This is a genomic window from Streptomyces sp. NPDC016640 (genome assembly GCF_043076215.1).
In the GTDB taxonomy this organism is placed as follows: domain Bacteria; phylum Actinomycetota; class Actinomycetes; order Streptomycetales; family Streptomycetaceae; genus Streptomyces.
Genome location: NZ_JBIBRG010000004.1, coordinates 468119 through 481340, shown reverse-complemented (window position 1 = coordinate 481340; position 13222 = coordinate 468119). Strand labels below are relative to the sequence as shown.

The 13222-nt window shown below is 74.8% G+C and carries 14 protein-coding genes and 1 pseudogene; 9 read left to right on the top strand and 6 right to left on the bottom strand.

What is annotated here, in order from left to right:
- The first annotated feature begins 3 nt into the window (after window positions 1-3).
- The 5 genes from ACF07S_RS11995 to ACF07S_RS11975 all read left to right on the top strand — a co-directional run bounded on the left by ACF07S_RS11995 (window position 4) and on the right by ACF07S_RS11975 (window position 6990).
- Window positions 4-396: an anti-sigma regulatory factor gene (locus ACF07S_RS11995; RefSeq protein WP_391964323.1), complete on the top strand. Its 393-nt coding sequence runs from the start codon at window positions 4-6 to the stop codon at window positions 394-396.
- Window positions 396-1463: a SpoIIE family protein phosphatase gene (locus ACF07S_RS11990; RefSeq protein WP_391963973.1), complete on the top strand. Its 1068-nt coding sequence runs from the start codon at window positions 396-398 to the stop codon at window positions 1461-1463. Before ACF07S_RS11995 ends, ACF07S_RS11990 begins: the two co-directional genes overlap by 1 nt.
- On the top strand, window positions 1460-3175 hold the full coding sequence (locus ACF07S_RS11985) for a PP2C family protein-serine/threonine phosphatase (RefSeq protein WP_391974101.1): 1716 nt from the start codon (window positions 1460-1462) through the stop codon (window positions 3173-3175). Before ACF07S_RS11990 ends, ACF07S_RS11985 begins: the two co-directional genes overlap by 4 nt.
- A gap of 130 nt (window positions 3176-3305) precedes the next feature.
- The gene (locus tag ACF07S_RS11980; protein ID WP_391974118.1) at window positions 3306-4679 is read left to right on the top strand and encodes an NAD(P)/FAD-dependent oxidoreductase; all 1374 of its coding nucleotides are present in this window, start codon (window positions 3306-3308) and stop codon (window positions 4677-4679) included.
- Between the two features lie 76 nt (window positions 4680-4755).
- Window positions 4756-6990, top strand: coding sequence for an FUSC family protein (locus tag ACF07S_RS11975; RefSeq protein ID WP_391974100.1), 2235 nt, complete (start codon window positions 4756-4758; stop codon window positions 6988-6990).
- Between the two features lie 130 nt (window positions 6991-7120).
- Here the strand turns inward: ACF07S_RS11975 and ACF07S_RS11970 are convergent, their stop codons facing one another.
- The 4 genes from ACF07S_RS11970 to ACF07S_RS11955 all read right to left on the bottom strand — a co-directional run bounded on the left by ACF07S_RS11970 (window position 7121) and on the right by ACF07S_RS11955 (window position 9376).
- On the bottom strand, window positions 7121-7549 hold the full coding sequence (locus ACF07S_RS11970; protein ID WP_391963976.1) for a hypothetical protein: 429 nt from the start codon (window positions 7547-7549) through the stop codon (window positions 7121-7123).
- A 28-nt stretch (window positions 7550-7577) separates the two neighbouring features.
- The gene (locus ACF07S_RS11965; RefSeq protein ID WP_391963977.1) at window positions 7578-7841 is read right to left on the bottom strand and encodes a DUF5133 domain-containing protein; all 264 of its coding nucleotides are present in this window, start codon (window positions 7839-7841) and stop codon (window positions 7578-7580) included.
- Window positions 7842-7873: 32 nt separating this feature from the next.
- On the bottom strand, window positions 7874-8737 hold the full coding sequence (locus tag ACF07S_RS11960; protein WP_391963978.1) for an RNA polymerase sigma factor SigF: 864 nt from the start codon (window positions 8735-8737) through the stop codon (window positions 7874-7876).
- Between the two features lie 195 nt (window positions 8738-8932).
- Window positions 8933-9376 (bottom strand): ATP-binding protein, encoded by a 444-nt coding sequence (locus ACF07S_RS11955; RefSeq protein WP_391974099.1) that lies wholly within the window; start codon window positions 9374-9376, stop codon window positions 8933-8935.
- Between the two features lie 144 nt (window positions 9377-9520).
- Here ACF07S_RS11955 and ACF07S_RS11950 point away from each other — a divergent pair, with 144 nt between their 5' ends.
- Together ACF07S_RS11950 and ACF07S_RS11945 are read left to right on the top strand one after the other, a co-directional pair.
- Window positions 9521-9751, top strand: a complete 231-nt coding sequence (locus ACF07S_RS11950; RefSeq protein ID WP_391963980.1) for a hypothetical protein — start codon at window positions 9521-9523, stop codon at window positions 9749-9751.
- A gap of 259 nt (window positions 9752-10010) precedes the next feature.
- Window positions 10011-10469 (top strand): cyclic nucleotide-binding domain-containing protein, encoded by a 459-nt coding sequence (locus tag ACF07S_RS11945; RefSeq protein WP_391963981.1) that lies wholly within the window; start codon window positions 10011-10013, stop codon window positions 10467-10469.
- Window positions 10470-10493: 24 nt separating this feature from the next.
- Here ACF07S_RS11945 and ACF07S_RS11940 read toward each other — a convergent pair.
- Window positions 10494-11002: pseudogene (locus ACF07S_RS11940) on the bottom strand (hypothetical protein); the annotation flags it as partial.
- Between the two features lie 88 nt (window positions 11003-11090).
- Window positions 11091-11708, bottom strand: coding sequence for a LysE/ArgO family amino acid transporter (locus ACF07S_RS11935; RefSeq protein WP_391963982.1), 618 nt, complete (start codon window positions 11706-11708; stop codon window positions 11091-11093).
- A gap of 70 nt (window positions 11709-11778) precedes the next feature.
- Here ACF07S_RS11935 and ACF07S_RS11930 point away from each other — a divergent pair, with 70 nt between their 5' ends.
- Together ACF07S_RS11930 and ACF07S_RS11925 are read left to right on the top strand one after the other, a co-directional pair.
- Entirely contained in the window at window positions 11779-12675 is an 897-nt protein-coding gene (locus tag ACF07S_RS11930; RefSeq protein WP_391963983.1) for a LysR family transcriptional regulator ArgP, read from the top strand.
- Window positions 12676-12898: 223 nt separating this feature from the next.
- Window positions 12899-13156, top strand: a complete 258-nt coding sequence (locus ACF07S_RS11925; protein WP_391963984.1) for a WhiB family transcriptional regulator — start codon at window positions 12899-12901, stop codon at window positions 13154-13156.
- Window positions 13157-13222 lie beyond the last annotated feature (66 nt).

Here is a 13222-nt window from a genome sequence, read left to right as displayed (position 1 = left end):
GACATGGACCTGATGTGGCTGCGCCAGCATGTACGGCAGGCCGCCGCCCTGCTCGGCTTCGGTCTGGTCGACCAGACGAAACTGGTGACCGCCGCCAGCGAGCTGGCCCGCAACACGCTGGTGCACGGCGGCGGCGGCCGGATGGAGGTGACCCACGTCACCGACGGCGGGACCGACGGACTGCGGCTGACCTTCAGCGACTCGGGACCGGGCATCGACGACCTCGACCGTGCGCTCAGCGACGGCTACACCTCCGGCGGCGGGCTGGGCTTGGGACTGGGCGGCGCGCGGCGCCTGGTGCACGACTTCGCGGTCGAGAGCGCTCCGGGGGCGGGAACCACGGTGCGGGTGACCTCCTGGGTCTCCCGGCCGCCCCGGCAGCGCGGGGGCGTGTGATGCCCAGGGTCTGGGACGTGCCGGTGCAGGACTCCACCCGGGTGCGCGACGTCCGGGTCGCGGCGGAGGACGCCGCGGCCCTGGCCGTCCTGGACGAGCGGCGCACCGCCGCCGTCTCGCTGGTCGCGACCGAGCTGGCCACCAATCTCCTCAAGCACGCGCGGGCCGGCGAGGTCCTCGTCGACGTCGTGGATCCGGCCGTGCCGCGGGAGGGAGACCCGGGCCGGGTCGTGCAGATCACGGCGATCGACCACGGACCGGGCATCGCCGACGTGGCCGGCGCGCGGCGGGACGGCTTCTCCACGGCCGGCTCGCTCGGCGCGGGCCTCGGCACCTGCCGGCGCCTCGCCGACGACTTCGACGTGCACAGCGTGCCCGGCCGTGGCACCGTGGCGGTGGCCCGCGTCGGCCCCGCCGCCGACGACGCGGCCCGCGTGGACGGCTCGTCGCCGGCGCCCGGGGTGCGCGCCGGCGCGGTCAACGTCCCGTTCGCCGGCGCGGACTTCTCCGGGGACGCCTGGGCCTGGGTGAGGTCCGGCGACCGGCTGACCCTGATGGTGGCCGACGGCCTGGGCCACGGGAGCGAGGCGGCCCGCGCCTCGACCGCGGCGGCCGAGGCGCTGCGCCACTGGGCCGCTCTCCCGCCCGCCGAGTCGCTGCGCAGGCTCCACTCGGCCCTCGTCGGCACCCGGGGCGCGGCCGTCGCCGTGGCGCAGCTCGACATCTGGTCCGGCCGGCTCCGCTTCGCGGGGATCGGCAATGTGACGGCCCGGCTGCGGGAGGGCGACCGCTGGCGGTCCCTGCTGTCCCGGCCCGGCATCGTGGGGGTGCACCGGCCGCACACCGTGCGCGAGGAGGAGGTCGCCTGGACCGCGGAGAGCCTGCTGGTCCTGCACACCGACGGACTGCCCGGCCGCTGGACGCCGCCCCCGGACCTGGACCGGCCGCCGGCCGACCCGGCCGTGACGGCCGCCGTGACCGTCCGGGACGCCGGCAGCTCCGCGCGCCCGGTGCGGGACGACACCACCGTGGCCGTGCTGGCCCCCGTACCGCCGGAGCGCCCATGACGCGCATCTGGCGGATCGAGACGGTGACGGACGCGGCCCGCGCCCGTATCGGCGTCGCGCGGACGGCCGCGGCGTACGGGGTGCCCACCGTCGAGCGGGCCCGGCTGGCCACCGCGCTCAGCGGCCGGTTGCGGCAGTCCCTCGCCAAGGGCGGCACCTGGGTGCTCACCCTGACCGCGTCCGGTCCGCCCGCCGGGGCGGGGGAGCTGCACGCCGTGCTGACGCCCTCCCCTGCGGAGGGCGCCGCCGACCGCACCCCGTGGGCGGTGACCGTCCCCTGCCCCGAGCCGGACGGGGTGTCCGACACCGGCACGGTGCCGGATGATCCCGCCGGTCTGTCCGAGGCGCTGCTGAGCGCCGACGAGGACACGGCCGTGGTGCTGGACAGGCTCGCCGAGCAGGAGGAGCTGGTCGCCTTCCACCGGGTGGAGCTGCACCAGACCAACCAGGGCGTGCTGGCGCTGCACGCCGAGCTGGACGCGGCGGGGCGGGCGCAGCGCGAGGCGTTCGCCGCCGAGCGCCTCGCGCGCAACGAGGCGGAGAACGCGCGCCGCAGACTGACCTTCCTCGCGGACGCGAGCGCCGCCCTGAACGCCTCGCTGAACCACGAGGAGATCGCGCGCCGGCTGCCGGACCTGCTGGTGCCGCGCTACGCCCGCGGCGTCGACGTGTGGCTGTTCGACCACGAGGACGAGCGGCACCGGCCCGCGGCCCGTCCGGCCGCGGCGGTCCGCGCGGCCCGCACCGGGCGTCCGCAGTACGCCGCCGACCACCCCGGCGGGCTGCCCGGTGTGGACGACGGGCCGCCGTCGCCCCTGGACCCCGCCCGGCCGCTGCTGTGCGTCCCGCTGGTGACGCGCCGCGCGCCGCTGGGGGTGCTGACCCTGTCGCCGCCCGGCGGGCGCTGGGACCCGGACGACGCGGTGATGCTGATCGAGCTCGCCCGGCGGGCCGGCATCGCCCTGGACAACGCCCGCCGCTTCGAGCACAACCGGGACATCGCCGAGGCGCTGCAGCGCGCCCTGCTCACGGAGCTGCCGGCGGTGCCGGGCCTGGGTCTGGCCGCGCGCTATCTGCCGGCCACCTACGGACTGAACATCGGCGGCGACTGGTACGACGCGTTCCGGCAGCGCGACGGCAGCCTGGTCACCGTCGTCGGCGATGTGACCGGACACGGGCTGCACGCGGCGATGATGATGAGCCAGCTGCGCACCGCGCTGCGCGCCTACGCCGTCGACGGCGGCAGCCCCGGCCGGCTGCTGACCCGGCTGCACGAGTTCCTGAACCACCTGCAGCCCGACCTGTTCGCCACCGCCGTCATCGCGCGGTTCCATCCGGAGGAGCACACGCTCACGTGGGCCGCCGCGGGGCATCCCCCGCCGGTGCTGCGGCTGCCCGACGGCCGGGTGCGCGTCCTGGACGCCAAGCCGGGCGCCATGCTCGGCATCCCGCTGCGGCAGGAGATAGCCGATCACACCGAGCGGCTGGCGCCGGGTTCCACGCTCGCGCTCTACACGGACGGGCTGGTCGAACGGCGGGCCCGGGGCATCGACCCGGGTATCGAGCGGCTCGCGGCGGCCCTCGGGGCGTTCGGCTCCACGGAGCTGGGCGCGGACCTGGAGGACGCGGCGGACCGGATCCTGCATCCGCTGCTGAGCGACTCCGAGCGCGACGACGACGTCTGCCTGCTCCTGTGCCACCTGCGCGGCTGACCGGTTCCCGCGCGGGCCGGCCCGGAGCCTCCCGGTGCGTTCCCGCGCCGGTGCGGGCATCGTGGTGCCGAACAGGGGCACGCGTGTGGAGTCGATGTTCGAGGCAGACCGCCTGGAGCCGCAGGAAGGGATGGACACCGTGACACGACCAAGGATCCTGGTGGTGGGCGCAGGTTTCGCCGGTGTGGAGTGCGTGCGGCGGCTGGAACGCAAGCTCGCCCCCGACGAGGCCGAGCTGACGCTGGTGACGCCGTTCTCCTACCAGCTCTATCTGCCCCTGCTCCCCCAGGTCGCCTCCGGGGTGCTCACCCCGCAGTCGGTCGCGCTCTCGCTGCGGCGCAGCGAGAAGTACCGCACCCGGATCATCCCGGGCGGGGCCATAGGAGTGGATCTGAGGTCCAAGGTCTGCGTCGTCCGCGCCATCAACGGCGAGACCGTCAACGAGCCCTACGACTACATCGTGCTGGCCCCCGGCAGTGTCACCCGGACCTTCGACATCCCCGGGCTGACGGACCACGCCTTCGGCATGAAGTCGCTGGCGGAGGCCGCCTACCTGCGGGACCACGTCATCTCGCAGCTCGATCTGGCGGACGCCAGTCACGATCCGGCCGAGCGGACCTCGCGGCTGCAGTTCGTGGTGGTGGGCGGCGGTTACGCCGGCACCGAGACCGCGGCCTGCCTCCAGCGGCTGACGCACGCCGCCGTCAAGCGCTACCCCCGGCTGGACCCGGGGCTGATCAAGTGGCACCTGATCGACATCGCGCCGAAGCTCATGCCCGAGCTCGGCGAGAAGCTCGGGCGCAGCGCGCAGGAGATCCTGACCCGGCGGGGCGTCGAGATCTCGCTGGGCGTCTCCATCGCGAAGGCGGGCCCCGAGGAGGTCACCTTCACCGACGGCCGGGTGGTGCCCACCCGTACCCTGATCTGGACCGCCGGGGTCGTCGCCAGTCCGCTCATCGCCACGCTCGGCGCGGAGACCGTGCGGGGGCGGCTCGCGGTCACCGCGGACCTGTGCCTGCCGGGTCACGACGGGGTGTTCGCGCTCGGCGACGCCGCCGCGGTGCCCGACGAGGCCAAGGGTGACGGTGCGGTGTGCCCGCCGACCGCGCAGCACGCGCTGCGGCAGGGCAGGCACGTCGCCGACAACGTCATCGCGACCCTGCGCGGCCGGCCGAAGCGGCCGTACGTGCACCGGGACCTCGGACTGGTGGTGGACCTCGGCGGCACCGACGCGGTGTCCAAGCCGCTCGGCCTGGAACTGCGCGGTCTGCCCGCCCAGGCGGTGGCCCGCGGCTACCACTGGTCGGCGCTGCGCACCGGCGTCGCCAAGACGCGGGTGATGACCAACTGGCTGCTGAACGCGGTCGCCGGCGACGATTTCGTCCGTACCGGGTTCCAGGCGCACAAGCCCGGCAACCTGCGGGACTTCGACTTCAGCGACGTGTATCTGACGCCGGAGCAGGTGCGCACGCACGTCGGGGAAGCGGGCCGGGCGGCCCGGTGACCGGGCGGTCCGGGCCGGCCCGCGACGTGCGATCCGGGACCCGGCCGACGGGTGTGACGGGAGAGAGTGCGGCGGGGTGAGAGGGGCGGGACGCTTGGTGCGGGCACGGCTGCGGGACCGCCTGGCGGCGTCCGATCCCGGGCTGCTGCGGCTGACGGCCGGGCTGCGGACGGTGGGGGCCATCGCGCTGACGCTGGCGGTGCTCGGCTCGCTGGGGTCGGACGTCACCCGTCTGGTGGCGGGGGCCATGGCCGCGATGGCGGCCACCTTCGCCATCCGCGAGAGGCAGCGCGGCGCCCAGGCGCGCACGCTGGCCCTCGGCCTGCCGGTGGCACTGGTCTCCGTGTCGGTGGGCGCGGTGCTCAGCGAGCGGGTGGTCCTGGGCGACGTCTTCTTCGTCGTCCTCATCTTCTGCGCGGTCTACGGCCGCCGGTTCGGCGATCGCGGGACCGCGCTCGGTCTGATCGGTTTCCAGGTCTACTTCCTGTCCCTGTTCGTCGGAGCCTCCGCCGGGCAGCTGCCGGGCCTGTGGGCCGCCCTGGCCGTCGCCTTCGGGTGCAGTGCCCTGGTGCGGTTCGCCGTCGTCCCCGTCACGCCCGCCGGTGTGCTCGAGCGGCTGCGCCAGGCCTTCCGGGCCCGGCTGGCCCAGCTCGTCTCGGCGCAGCTGGCGCTGCTGGACGCCGGGCCGGAGGAGGTGGACAAGGCGCTGGAGGACGTACGGACGGGCACCGCCCGGCTGCACGAGACCGCCCTGATGATCCAGACCCGCCTGGAGGAGGGCACGCCCGACCAGTCGACGGCCCGGCTGGTGCAGCGCCGGGTCGCGGACGCCGAGATCGCCGCCGAGCGGCTCGGTCTGCTGCTGCTGTCCGCGCGCAGCGCCGAGCGGGCGGACACCCTCACCCTGCATCTGCCCGGAGCGCCCGCCCCGCGGGCCGTCCGGCCGGCCGGCCCGGACGAGGCCACCGCCCTGCTGCGCCGCGACCTGTCGGCGCTGCGCGCGCTGGTGGTGCGGACCGGGGCGGCGGGGACGGCCCTGGCCCACGTGCGCAACCGGCTGCTCGGCTACCGGGACGAGGAGAACCTGCCGCCCGCCTCACCGGCGGTGCGCGACGTGTTCCGGGCCGTCGGCGAGGCCGCCCGCGCCGTCATGGGACTGCGTGTCGCCCTGGAGGGTCCGCAGGACGAGTCGGACGACACTCCGGCGACGACTCGTTCCCGGGAGGAGCTGGACGCCGAGGACGCCGCCATCGACGCGGGCGGGGAGAGCGCGCCGGACGAGTCGCCGGGCGGGCTGCGACGGCCCACCACGCGCGCTGCCGTACAGGTCGCCGTGGGGTCGACGCTGGCCATCGTCGGCGGTGAGCTGCTGTCCACGGACCGCTGGTACTGGGCGGTGCTGACCTGCTGGATCGTGTTCCTGAACACGGCCTCCACGGGCGAGATCCTGGTCAAGGGCTACCGGCGGCTGCTGGGCACGGTGTTCGGCGTCGTCGCCGGCATCGTGCTGGCCGGCCTGGTGGGCGGGCACACCCTCACGGCGTTCGTCCTGGTGCTGGTCCTGATCTTCGCGATGTTCTACACGGCGCCGCTGTCCTACACGCTGATGTCGTTCTTCGTGACCGCGATGCTCGGACTGCTGTACACCCTGCTGCACACCTACAGCTGGGAGGTGCTGGTGCTGCGCGTGGAGGAGACGGCGCTGGGCGCGGCCTGCGGGGTGGTCGCGGCGGCGCTGGTGCTGCCGGTGAACACCGACCGGCGCACCAACGAGCTGCTGGTCACCGTGCTGGAGCGGCTCGCGGAGGTCAGCGAGGCCGCCGTGGGCCAGCTCAGCGGCGGTCCCGCCGACGAGCTGCTGGACAAGGCACGGGAGCTGGACCAGGCGCTGGGTGACCTGCGCGCGGCGACCCAGCCGCTGACCCACCCGGTCACCCCGCTGCGGGCCCGGCGCACGACCGCCCGGTACGTGGTGGCGCTGCTGGAGACCTGCGCGTACCACGCGCGCTCGCTGGCGGCGACGGCCGAGCTGCTGCCGACCCACCCCTCGATCGCCGCGGATCCCCGGCTGCGCGGGGCGGCCGGACGCACGGTGCGCAACATCCGGACGATCGCGGCCCGGGTCGCGGACGAGGACGTCACCGTGCCGGTGGAGACGGGCGCGAGCATCGCCTCCCTGCTCGGTGACGACGGCGGCGTCCGCTACGGCCGCGTCACCGACCGGGTGCTGCGGCATCTGGAACGCCTGGACGAGGCCGTGGTGGGACTGGCCCGGCCGCTGGGGGTGCCGGTGAAGACGCCCGGGCGATGAGCCAGGACCCGCCGCGGAGGTGTCCGGCGGCGGGTCCTGGAGAGGGCGGGTCCCGAAAGGACGCGCGCTCCCCGAAGGAGCGGCGCGTCCTCGGGAAAGGCGCGGGTGCTGCAAGCCGGCCGACGGGCGGTCAGAAATCGGTCGGCAGGCCGCTGGCCTCCGCGATGCCGCGGAGTTCCTCGTTCTGCCGGTGGCGGTCCCTGATGAAGTCGGCGATCTCGTCCAGGCGGGAGGGGTCCGCGGCGGTCGCCGCGTCGGTGACCACCCGGACCGGTCCGGAGTCGTCGACCTCCAGCTCGACCACCTCGTTGTCCAGGCGGCCGGTGACGGCGGTCGCGATGACGAGGGCGGCCTCGTCGCGGACCTCCTGGGGCAGTTCCTCGTCGCCGTCGTCCAGCGCGAGGTCCAGGCCGGCCATACGGTGTTCGTCGATCGCCTTCAGCACCGGCTCCACCACACGGAGCAGAAGCCGGTAGTCCTCGCGGTCCATCCGGACGCGCAGCAGGTCGAGGTAGACGTCCACGGGCCGGTCTTCCGGGGGGAACTCGGAATCGCTCATGGCACCCGGGTTCCCCGCCCGCCGCGGGTCATACGGCGGCCGGTGTCCCGGTACCGGCGTCGCGGCGGGCGGCCGCGGGCAGGTGGGCCCCGGCCCCCGCCAGCCAGCGGTGTGCGGTGCCGAGCGCGTGCCCTACGTCCCGGGTGCCGGTCGACACGCACAGGGTGTACGCCAGGTCGCGGATCCGCGCGTCCCGGGCGGCCGGACCGCCCGCCATCGCGGTCCCGGTGGCCGTCAGGGCCTCGTACTCCTCGACGAGGCGGCGCAGCACGAGGGGGTGGGGCTTCAGCATGTGGGTCGCTTCCTGGTCCGGGCGGGCGTCTCTCACGCCGTCGCCGAGTGTCCGCCGGTGCCGCGCCGGCCCGTCCGCTGTCCCATCGCCTCGGCGCGCACCCGCGCGCAGCTGCGGCTGATGAGGCGGGAGACGTGCATCTGGGAGATCCCCAGCCGGTCGGCGATACGGCTCTGGGTCATGTCCTCGAAGAAACGCATGTAGAGGATGGCGCGCTCGCGCTCCGGGAGCCGGCGCAGCCCCTCCTTGGCGGACTCGCGGTCCACCACGGTGTCGAAGGAGTCGTCCGAGGCGCCGAGGGTGTCGGCGAGGCTGTAGCCGTCGTCGTCGGAGGACAGTTCCGCGTCCAGGGACAGGGTGCTGAAGCTCTCCAGTGCCTCCATCCCGGCGGTGACCTCCTCCTCCGTCAGCCCGGTGTGGGCGGCGATGTCCGAGACGGACGGCTCGGGACTGCCGGGGTTCTGGGTGAGTTCGCGCCGGGCCATCCTCACCTTGTTGCGCAGCTCCTGCACCCGGCGGGGCACGCGCAGGGCCCACATCCGGTCGCGGAAGTGCCGCTTGACCTCGCCGGTGATGGTGGGGACGGCATAGCTCTCGAAGGCTCCGCGCTCCGGGTCGAAGCGGTCGATGGCCTTCACCAGTCCCAGGGCCGCCACCTGGCGCAGGTCCTCGACGGACTCGCCGCGGTCGCGGAAACGGCCGGCGATGCGGTGGGCCATGGGCAGCCAGGCGGTGACGAGCTCGTCGCGGACCGCGTCCCGCTCGGGGCCGTCCTCCAGTGTCGCCAGCCGGGTGAACAGGACGGCGGTGTCGGGGGCGTCGTCGTGCCGCCGGCGCTGCGCGGCGGCCGTCGTGCCGGAGGAATCGGGACGATGGGTGGGCGTGTCAATGAGCATGCGGGTTCGCTCCCGAACGGTGGTTGGGGGGATCTACCGCGGGGCGGTCGCCGCCGGGACACCCGGAGGGTCCACAGCGGCCGTACCTCTCCCGCCGGCGCGCCTCCGGTCCGAAGCACGAAACTCCGATTGCCCCACTCCCGGTGGAACAAACTCCGCTTATTCGCGGAATCTGCCGGGAACCCGTCCGGCCGGTCAGGCCAGGGGTACGACGGCGGTGATGCACTTGCCGCCGGCGGGCAGATCGGACACCCGGATGTCGCGGGACAGCCGGCACACGATGGGCCAGCCGTGACCGCCCGGGCGGCGGCGTCCCCGGTGGTCGGCGGGCGGCAGGGCGACGGGCAGCTCACCGCTGCGGTCGCTCACCGACAGGCGCACCGCGGGACCGCTGACGTCGATCTGGAAATCGGTGATTCCGCCGCCGTGCAGGATCGCGTTGGTGGTGAGCTCGGAGGCGACGAGCAGGGCGTCGGCGAGGGCGTCCGTGTCACAGCGGGTGTGGGTGGCCCGGCAGCGTTCGCTCACCGCCCGCGTGACGGCCTCGCGCACCTCGGCCGGGCGTGACGGGTACGGCGGCCCCGCCGTGCGGGCGACCGGCGGTTCGACGTCGTATCCGGTCATGTACTTCTCACACATCGTGCGGCTCCCTGCTCGGTGACAAGTCAATGCGGAATGCCTCGGACCTCCCTTTTCGGCTCACCTGTCCGGGTAACGCCAAACCTCCTGTCCGTATGCGGAATGCCGGTCATTCCAACGGCGCACCGGGGTAGGCGGAACCGTATGACCGATGTGGTGGATTCCGGTGAACTGTTGCGGCGCATCCAGCGGGCGCGAGCCTGGGCGGCCCAGGAGGAGCGGGCATGGCGGGACCCGGGCGCCGAGCCGGGTCCGGCGGACCCCGGCGGTCGGGGGACCGAGCGGGAGGCCGAGGTGCGCCGGGTGGCCTACGAGGTCGTGCTGCGGGTGCTGGACGAGATCCTGACGCCGGGCCGGCACGCGGCGGAGGACTGACCGGGCGGTTGCGCCTCGGGCCCGGGAGGCGTACGGACCGGCGCCGGCGCGTGCCGGGCGCCCGGGGTGCATGACGGTGCCGGGGACCACCGGCCCGTCGGTGCCGGTCTTCGCAGGGATGGACGGCTTTCCCCCGCCCGGCCGGGGCTTCCTCGTGCTCGGGGCGTTCCCGTCCGCCGAGGTGCCCCGGACGGCGGCAGCGGCTGAAATGAACGTAGGGAAAGCACCGGAACCGATGCCCGGCGAGGAGCCCCGCCCCATGACCGAAGCGATCAAACTCCTGCCCGCCCTCCCCCCACCGCAGCGTGAGCGCCTGATGGCGCTCGCGCGGGAGGTGTCCTTCCCCGAGGACACCCGGATCTTCGAGGCCGGAGGCACCGCCGACCGTTTCTGGGTGATCCGCTCCGGCGCGGTCTCGCTGGACCAGCGGGTGAACGACCTGCGCCGGGTGACGGTGGCCGGCCTGGGCGCGGGCGACCTGCTGGGCTGGTCCTGGCTGTTCCCGCCGCACCGGTGGGACTTCGGCGCGGTGGCCTTCAGCCCGGTGCGCGCCTACGAGTTCGCAGCGGCGCCCGTGCTCCGGCTGTGCGAGGACGATCCGCGGCTCGGGCTGACGCTGGTGCGCAGCGTCGCCGAGGTCCTCGCCCACCGGCTGGAGACGACGCGCGGCAAGCTGATGGAGCAGTACACGGTGCGCCGGCGCGGCGGGGGGCTGTGAACGGCGGGGGGTCGTGAACCGCCCTCACACCCGGTAGCGCCGCGGTGCGGGCACCGCGGCGGCGAGGCCCGGCATCACGACGACGACCAGGATCCCGCCGCCGGCGACGGCCGTGCGGGGGCCGACGGCGGAGCCCGCGGTGCCGTGCAGCACGTCGGCCGGACGGGGCCCGCCGGCCACGACGACGGTGAAGACGCCCTGCGTCCGGCCGCGCATCTCGTCGGTCGCGGCGGACAGCAGCCCCGGGGCGGACCCCTCGCCGTAGGGGGCGAAGGTCTCGGAGGCGAACTGGGGGAACAGGGCCCGGGGCATGCCGAGGGCCATGGCGACGATGTCGGCGAGGAAGGACAGCGGCAGGACGGTGTGTCCGGGGATGCAGCGGAAGCCCTCCACGATCCCGCGCTGCCGCCCCTGACGGCCGCCCCGGCCGGCAGCGCGGGCAGGCGGTACACGGTCCGCACCGTGACGCACAGCGCGAGGGCGTCGACGAGATACGGCTCGGGCAGCCCGATGACGGGGATGAGCGCTCTCGCTGGTGTCCACGACCGTCCTGCTTGGTGCGTACATCTTGTGGTCGGGGTTCACTGTCGCAGCACCGGCGGACGGGGCGGGAGCCGCGTCTCAGGTTCCGGCGACGAGTGTGAGGCCGAGGACGACCATGGTGGCGGCGACCAGCCCGTCCAGTACGCGCCAGGCGGTGGGGCGGGCCAGGAAGCGGCTCAGCAGACGGGCGCCGAAGCCGAGCGCGGCGAACCAGCAGAGGCTGGCCAGCACCGCGCCGAGGCCGAAGGTCCAGCGCAGCGGGCCGTGGTCGGCGGCGATCGAGCCCAGCAGGAACACCGTGTCGAGGTAGACGTGCGGGTTGAGCCAGGTCATCGCGAGGCAGGTGAGCACGGCCCGGCGGCGGGAGCCCGGCGCCTCGCCCTCCGTGCGCAGTCCGGTGCCGGCCGGTCGGAAGACCCGGCGGGCGGCCAGGGCGCCGTAGCCGAGCAGGAAGGCGCCGCCGATCCAGCCGACCGCCGTCAGCGCGCCGGGCCACGCCACGACCACCGCGCCGACGCCGCCGACGCCCAGGGCGATGAGGGCGGCGTCGGACAGCGCGCAGATCCCGACGACGGCGAGCACGGCGTCGCGGCGGACGCCCTGGCGCAGGACGAAGGCGTTCTGTGCGCCGATGGCGACGATGAGGGAGAGGCCGGTGCCGAATCCGGCGGCGGCGGTGGTCAGCGCGCTGGTCATGGCGAGGACGCTACGGCGCCCACCACGGTGCAGTACAGCTCAGGATTCTTACGTACCCTTAGCCCTCGTGATGGCGGATCTTCCCTTGGACCAGGTGCGGACCCTGCTCGCGGTGGTGGACGAGGGCACGTTCGACGCGGCGGCCGCCGTTCTGCACGTCACGCCCTCGGCGGTGAGCCAGCGCGTCAAGGCGCTGGAGCAGCGCACGGGGCGGGTGCTGCTGCTGCGCACCAAGCCGGTACGGCCGACCGAGTCGGGCGAGGTCCTGGTGCGGCTGGCGCGCCAGGTCACCCGGCTGGAGCGGGACGCGTACGCCGAGCTGGGGCTGAGCGGGGCCGGGGAGCCGACCCGGGTCTCGGTGGCGGTGAACGCCGACTCGCTGGCGACCTGGTTCCTCGGGGCCCTGACCCGTCTGCCGGCCGGGGCGCCGCTCTGCTTCGAACTGCGCCGGGAGGACGAGGCCCACACGGCGGCCCTGCTGCGGGAGGGCACGGTGATGGCCGCCGTGACCTCGTCGCCGGATCCGGTGCCGGGCTGCTCCGTACGGCATCTGGGCCGGATGCGCTATCTCCCCGTGGCGAACCCGGACTTCGCCGTGCGGCATCTCACCGGGCCGCTGCCGGACGCGCTGCCCGGGGCGCCCGTGGTGGTGTTCGACCGGCGGGACGACTTCCAGGACGGCTTCGTGCGCCGGCTCACCCGCGGACGCGCCGAGGCGGGCGTGCGGCGCCACCACGTACCGACCTCGGAGGGTTTCGTCGAGGCCGTCGCCGCGGGCCTGGGCTGGGGCATGGTCCCCGAGGCCCAGGCGGACCCCCTGCTGCGCGCCGGCCGCCTCACGGTGTTCGCCCCGGACCGTGAGGTCGACGTGTCCCTGTACTGGCAGCAGTGGAGGCTGGACTCCCCCGCCCTGGCGGTGGTGGCCGACGCGGTCGCGGCAGCGGCCGCCCGGGCCCTGCGGGACTGAGCCGCCTCGAAGCGGGATACCGCTCGGACCGGAGCGGGACGCCCCGCGCGCCGACCGGGGCCTCCTCCCCCGGCCCGCCGACCGCGTACGGCTCCCCCTGGGGCATGCGCGAACGGTGACGCACCCGTGCGGTCCGTTGTTTCACCGCGCGTCGACAGGTGACCCGACAGGGAGCAGGCATCCGCAAGGGTGCGCAACCTCTCCCGATCGCAGGTGACTTTCGATGGACAACTGGCGCCGCAGCGCGGCCTGCAGGACCGAGGACCCCGACCTCTTCTTCCCGATCGGCACCTCAGGACCGGCCCTGGTACAGACGGAACAGGCCAAAGCGGTGTGCCGGAACTGCCCCGTGCGGGAACAGTGCCTGGAATGGGCGCTCGACACGGGGCAGTCCATCGGGGTGTGGGGCGGCACGAGCGAGACGGAACGGCGTGCGCTGAAGCGGCGCGTCGGGGCCCGGCGGGCCTCCGGCGGTGGCTGAGCGCTCGCCGCGCCCGGCCCCGCGCGCCGCGGCAGGCTCGCGGAACACCGCCGGGAGGGACCGGTC

What these genes read in the sequence shown, in the direction of transcription:
- ACF07S_RS11995 (WP_391964323.1), top strand. Translation starts at nt 4, where the DNA reads ATGGACCTGATGTGGCTGCGCCAGCATGTACGGCAGGCCGCCGCCCTG.
- ACF07S_RS11990 (WP_391963973.1), top strand. Translation starts at nt 396, where the DNA reads ATGCCCAGGGTCTGGGACGTGCCGGTGCAGGACTCCACCCGGGTGCGC.
- ACF07S_RS11985 (WP_391974101.1), top strand. Translation starts at nt 1,460, where the DNA reads ATGACGCGCATCTGGCGGATCGAGACGGTGACGGACGCGGCCCGCGCC.
- ACF07S_RS11980 (WP_391974118.1), top strand. Translation starts at nt 3,306, where the DNA reads ATGGACACCGTGACACGACCAAGGATCCTGGTGGTGGGCGCAGGTTTC.
- ACF07S_RS11970 (WP_391963976.1), bottom strand. Translation starts at nt 7,549, where the DNA reads ATGAGCGATTCCGAGTTCCCCCCGGAAGACCGGCCCGTGGACGTCTAC.
- ACF07S_RS11965 (WP_391963977.1), bottom strand. Translation starts at nt 7,841, where the DNA reads ATGCTGAAGCCCCACCCCCTCGTGCTGCGCCGCCTCGTCGAGGAGTAC.
- ACF07S_RS11960 (WP_391963978.1), bottom strand. Translation starts at nt 8,737, where the DNA reads ATGCTCATTGACACGCCCACCCATCGTCCCGATTCCTCCGGCACGACG.
- ACF07S_RS11955 (WP_391974099.1), bottom strand. Translation starts at nt 9,376, where the DNA reads ATGTGTGAGAAGTACATGACCGGATACGACGTCGAACCGCCGGTCGCC.
- ACF07S_RS11950 (WP_391963980.1), top strand. Translation starts at nt 9,521, where the DNA reads ATGACCGATGTGGTGGATTCCGGTGAACTGTTGCGGCGCATCCAGCGG.
- ACF07S_RS11945 (WP_391963981.1), top strand. Translation starts at nt 10,011, where the DNA reads ATGACCGAAGCGATCAAACTCCTGCCCGCCCTCCCCCCACCGCAGCGT.
- ACF07S_RS11935 (WP_391963982.1), bottom strand. Translation starts at nt 11,708, where the DNA reads ATGACCAGCGCGCTGACCACCGCCGCCGCCGGATTCGGCACCGGCCTC.
- ACF07S_RS11930 (WP_391963983.1), top strand. Translation starts at nt 11,779, where the DNA reads ATGGCGGATCTTCCCTTGGACCAGGTGCGGACCCTGCTCGCGGTGGTG.
- ACF07S_RS11925 (WP_391963984.1), top strand. Translation starts at nt 12,899, where the DNA reads ATGGACAACTGGCGCCGCAGCGCGGCCTGCAGGACCGAGGACCCCGAC.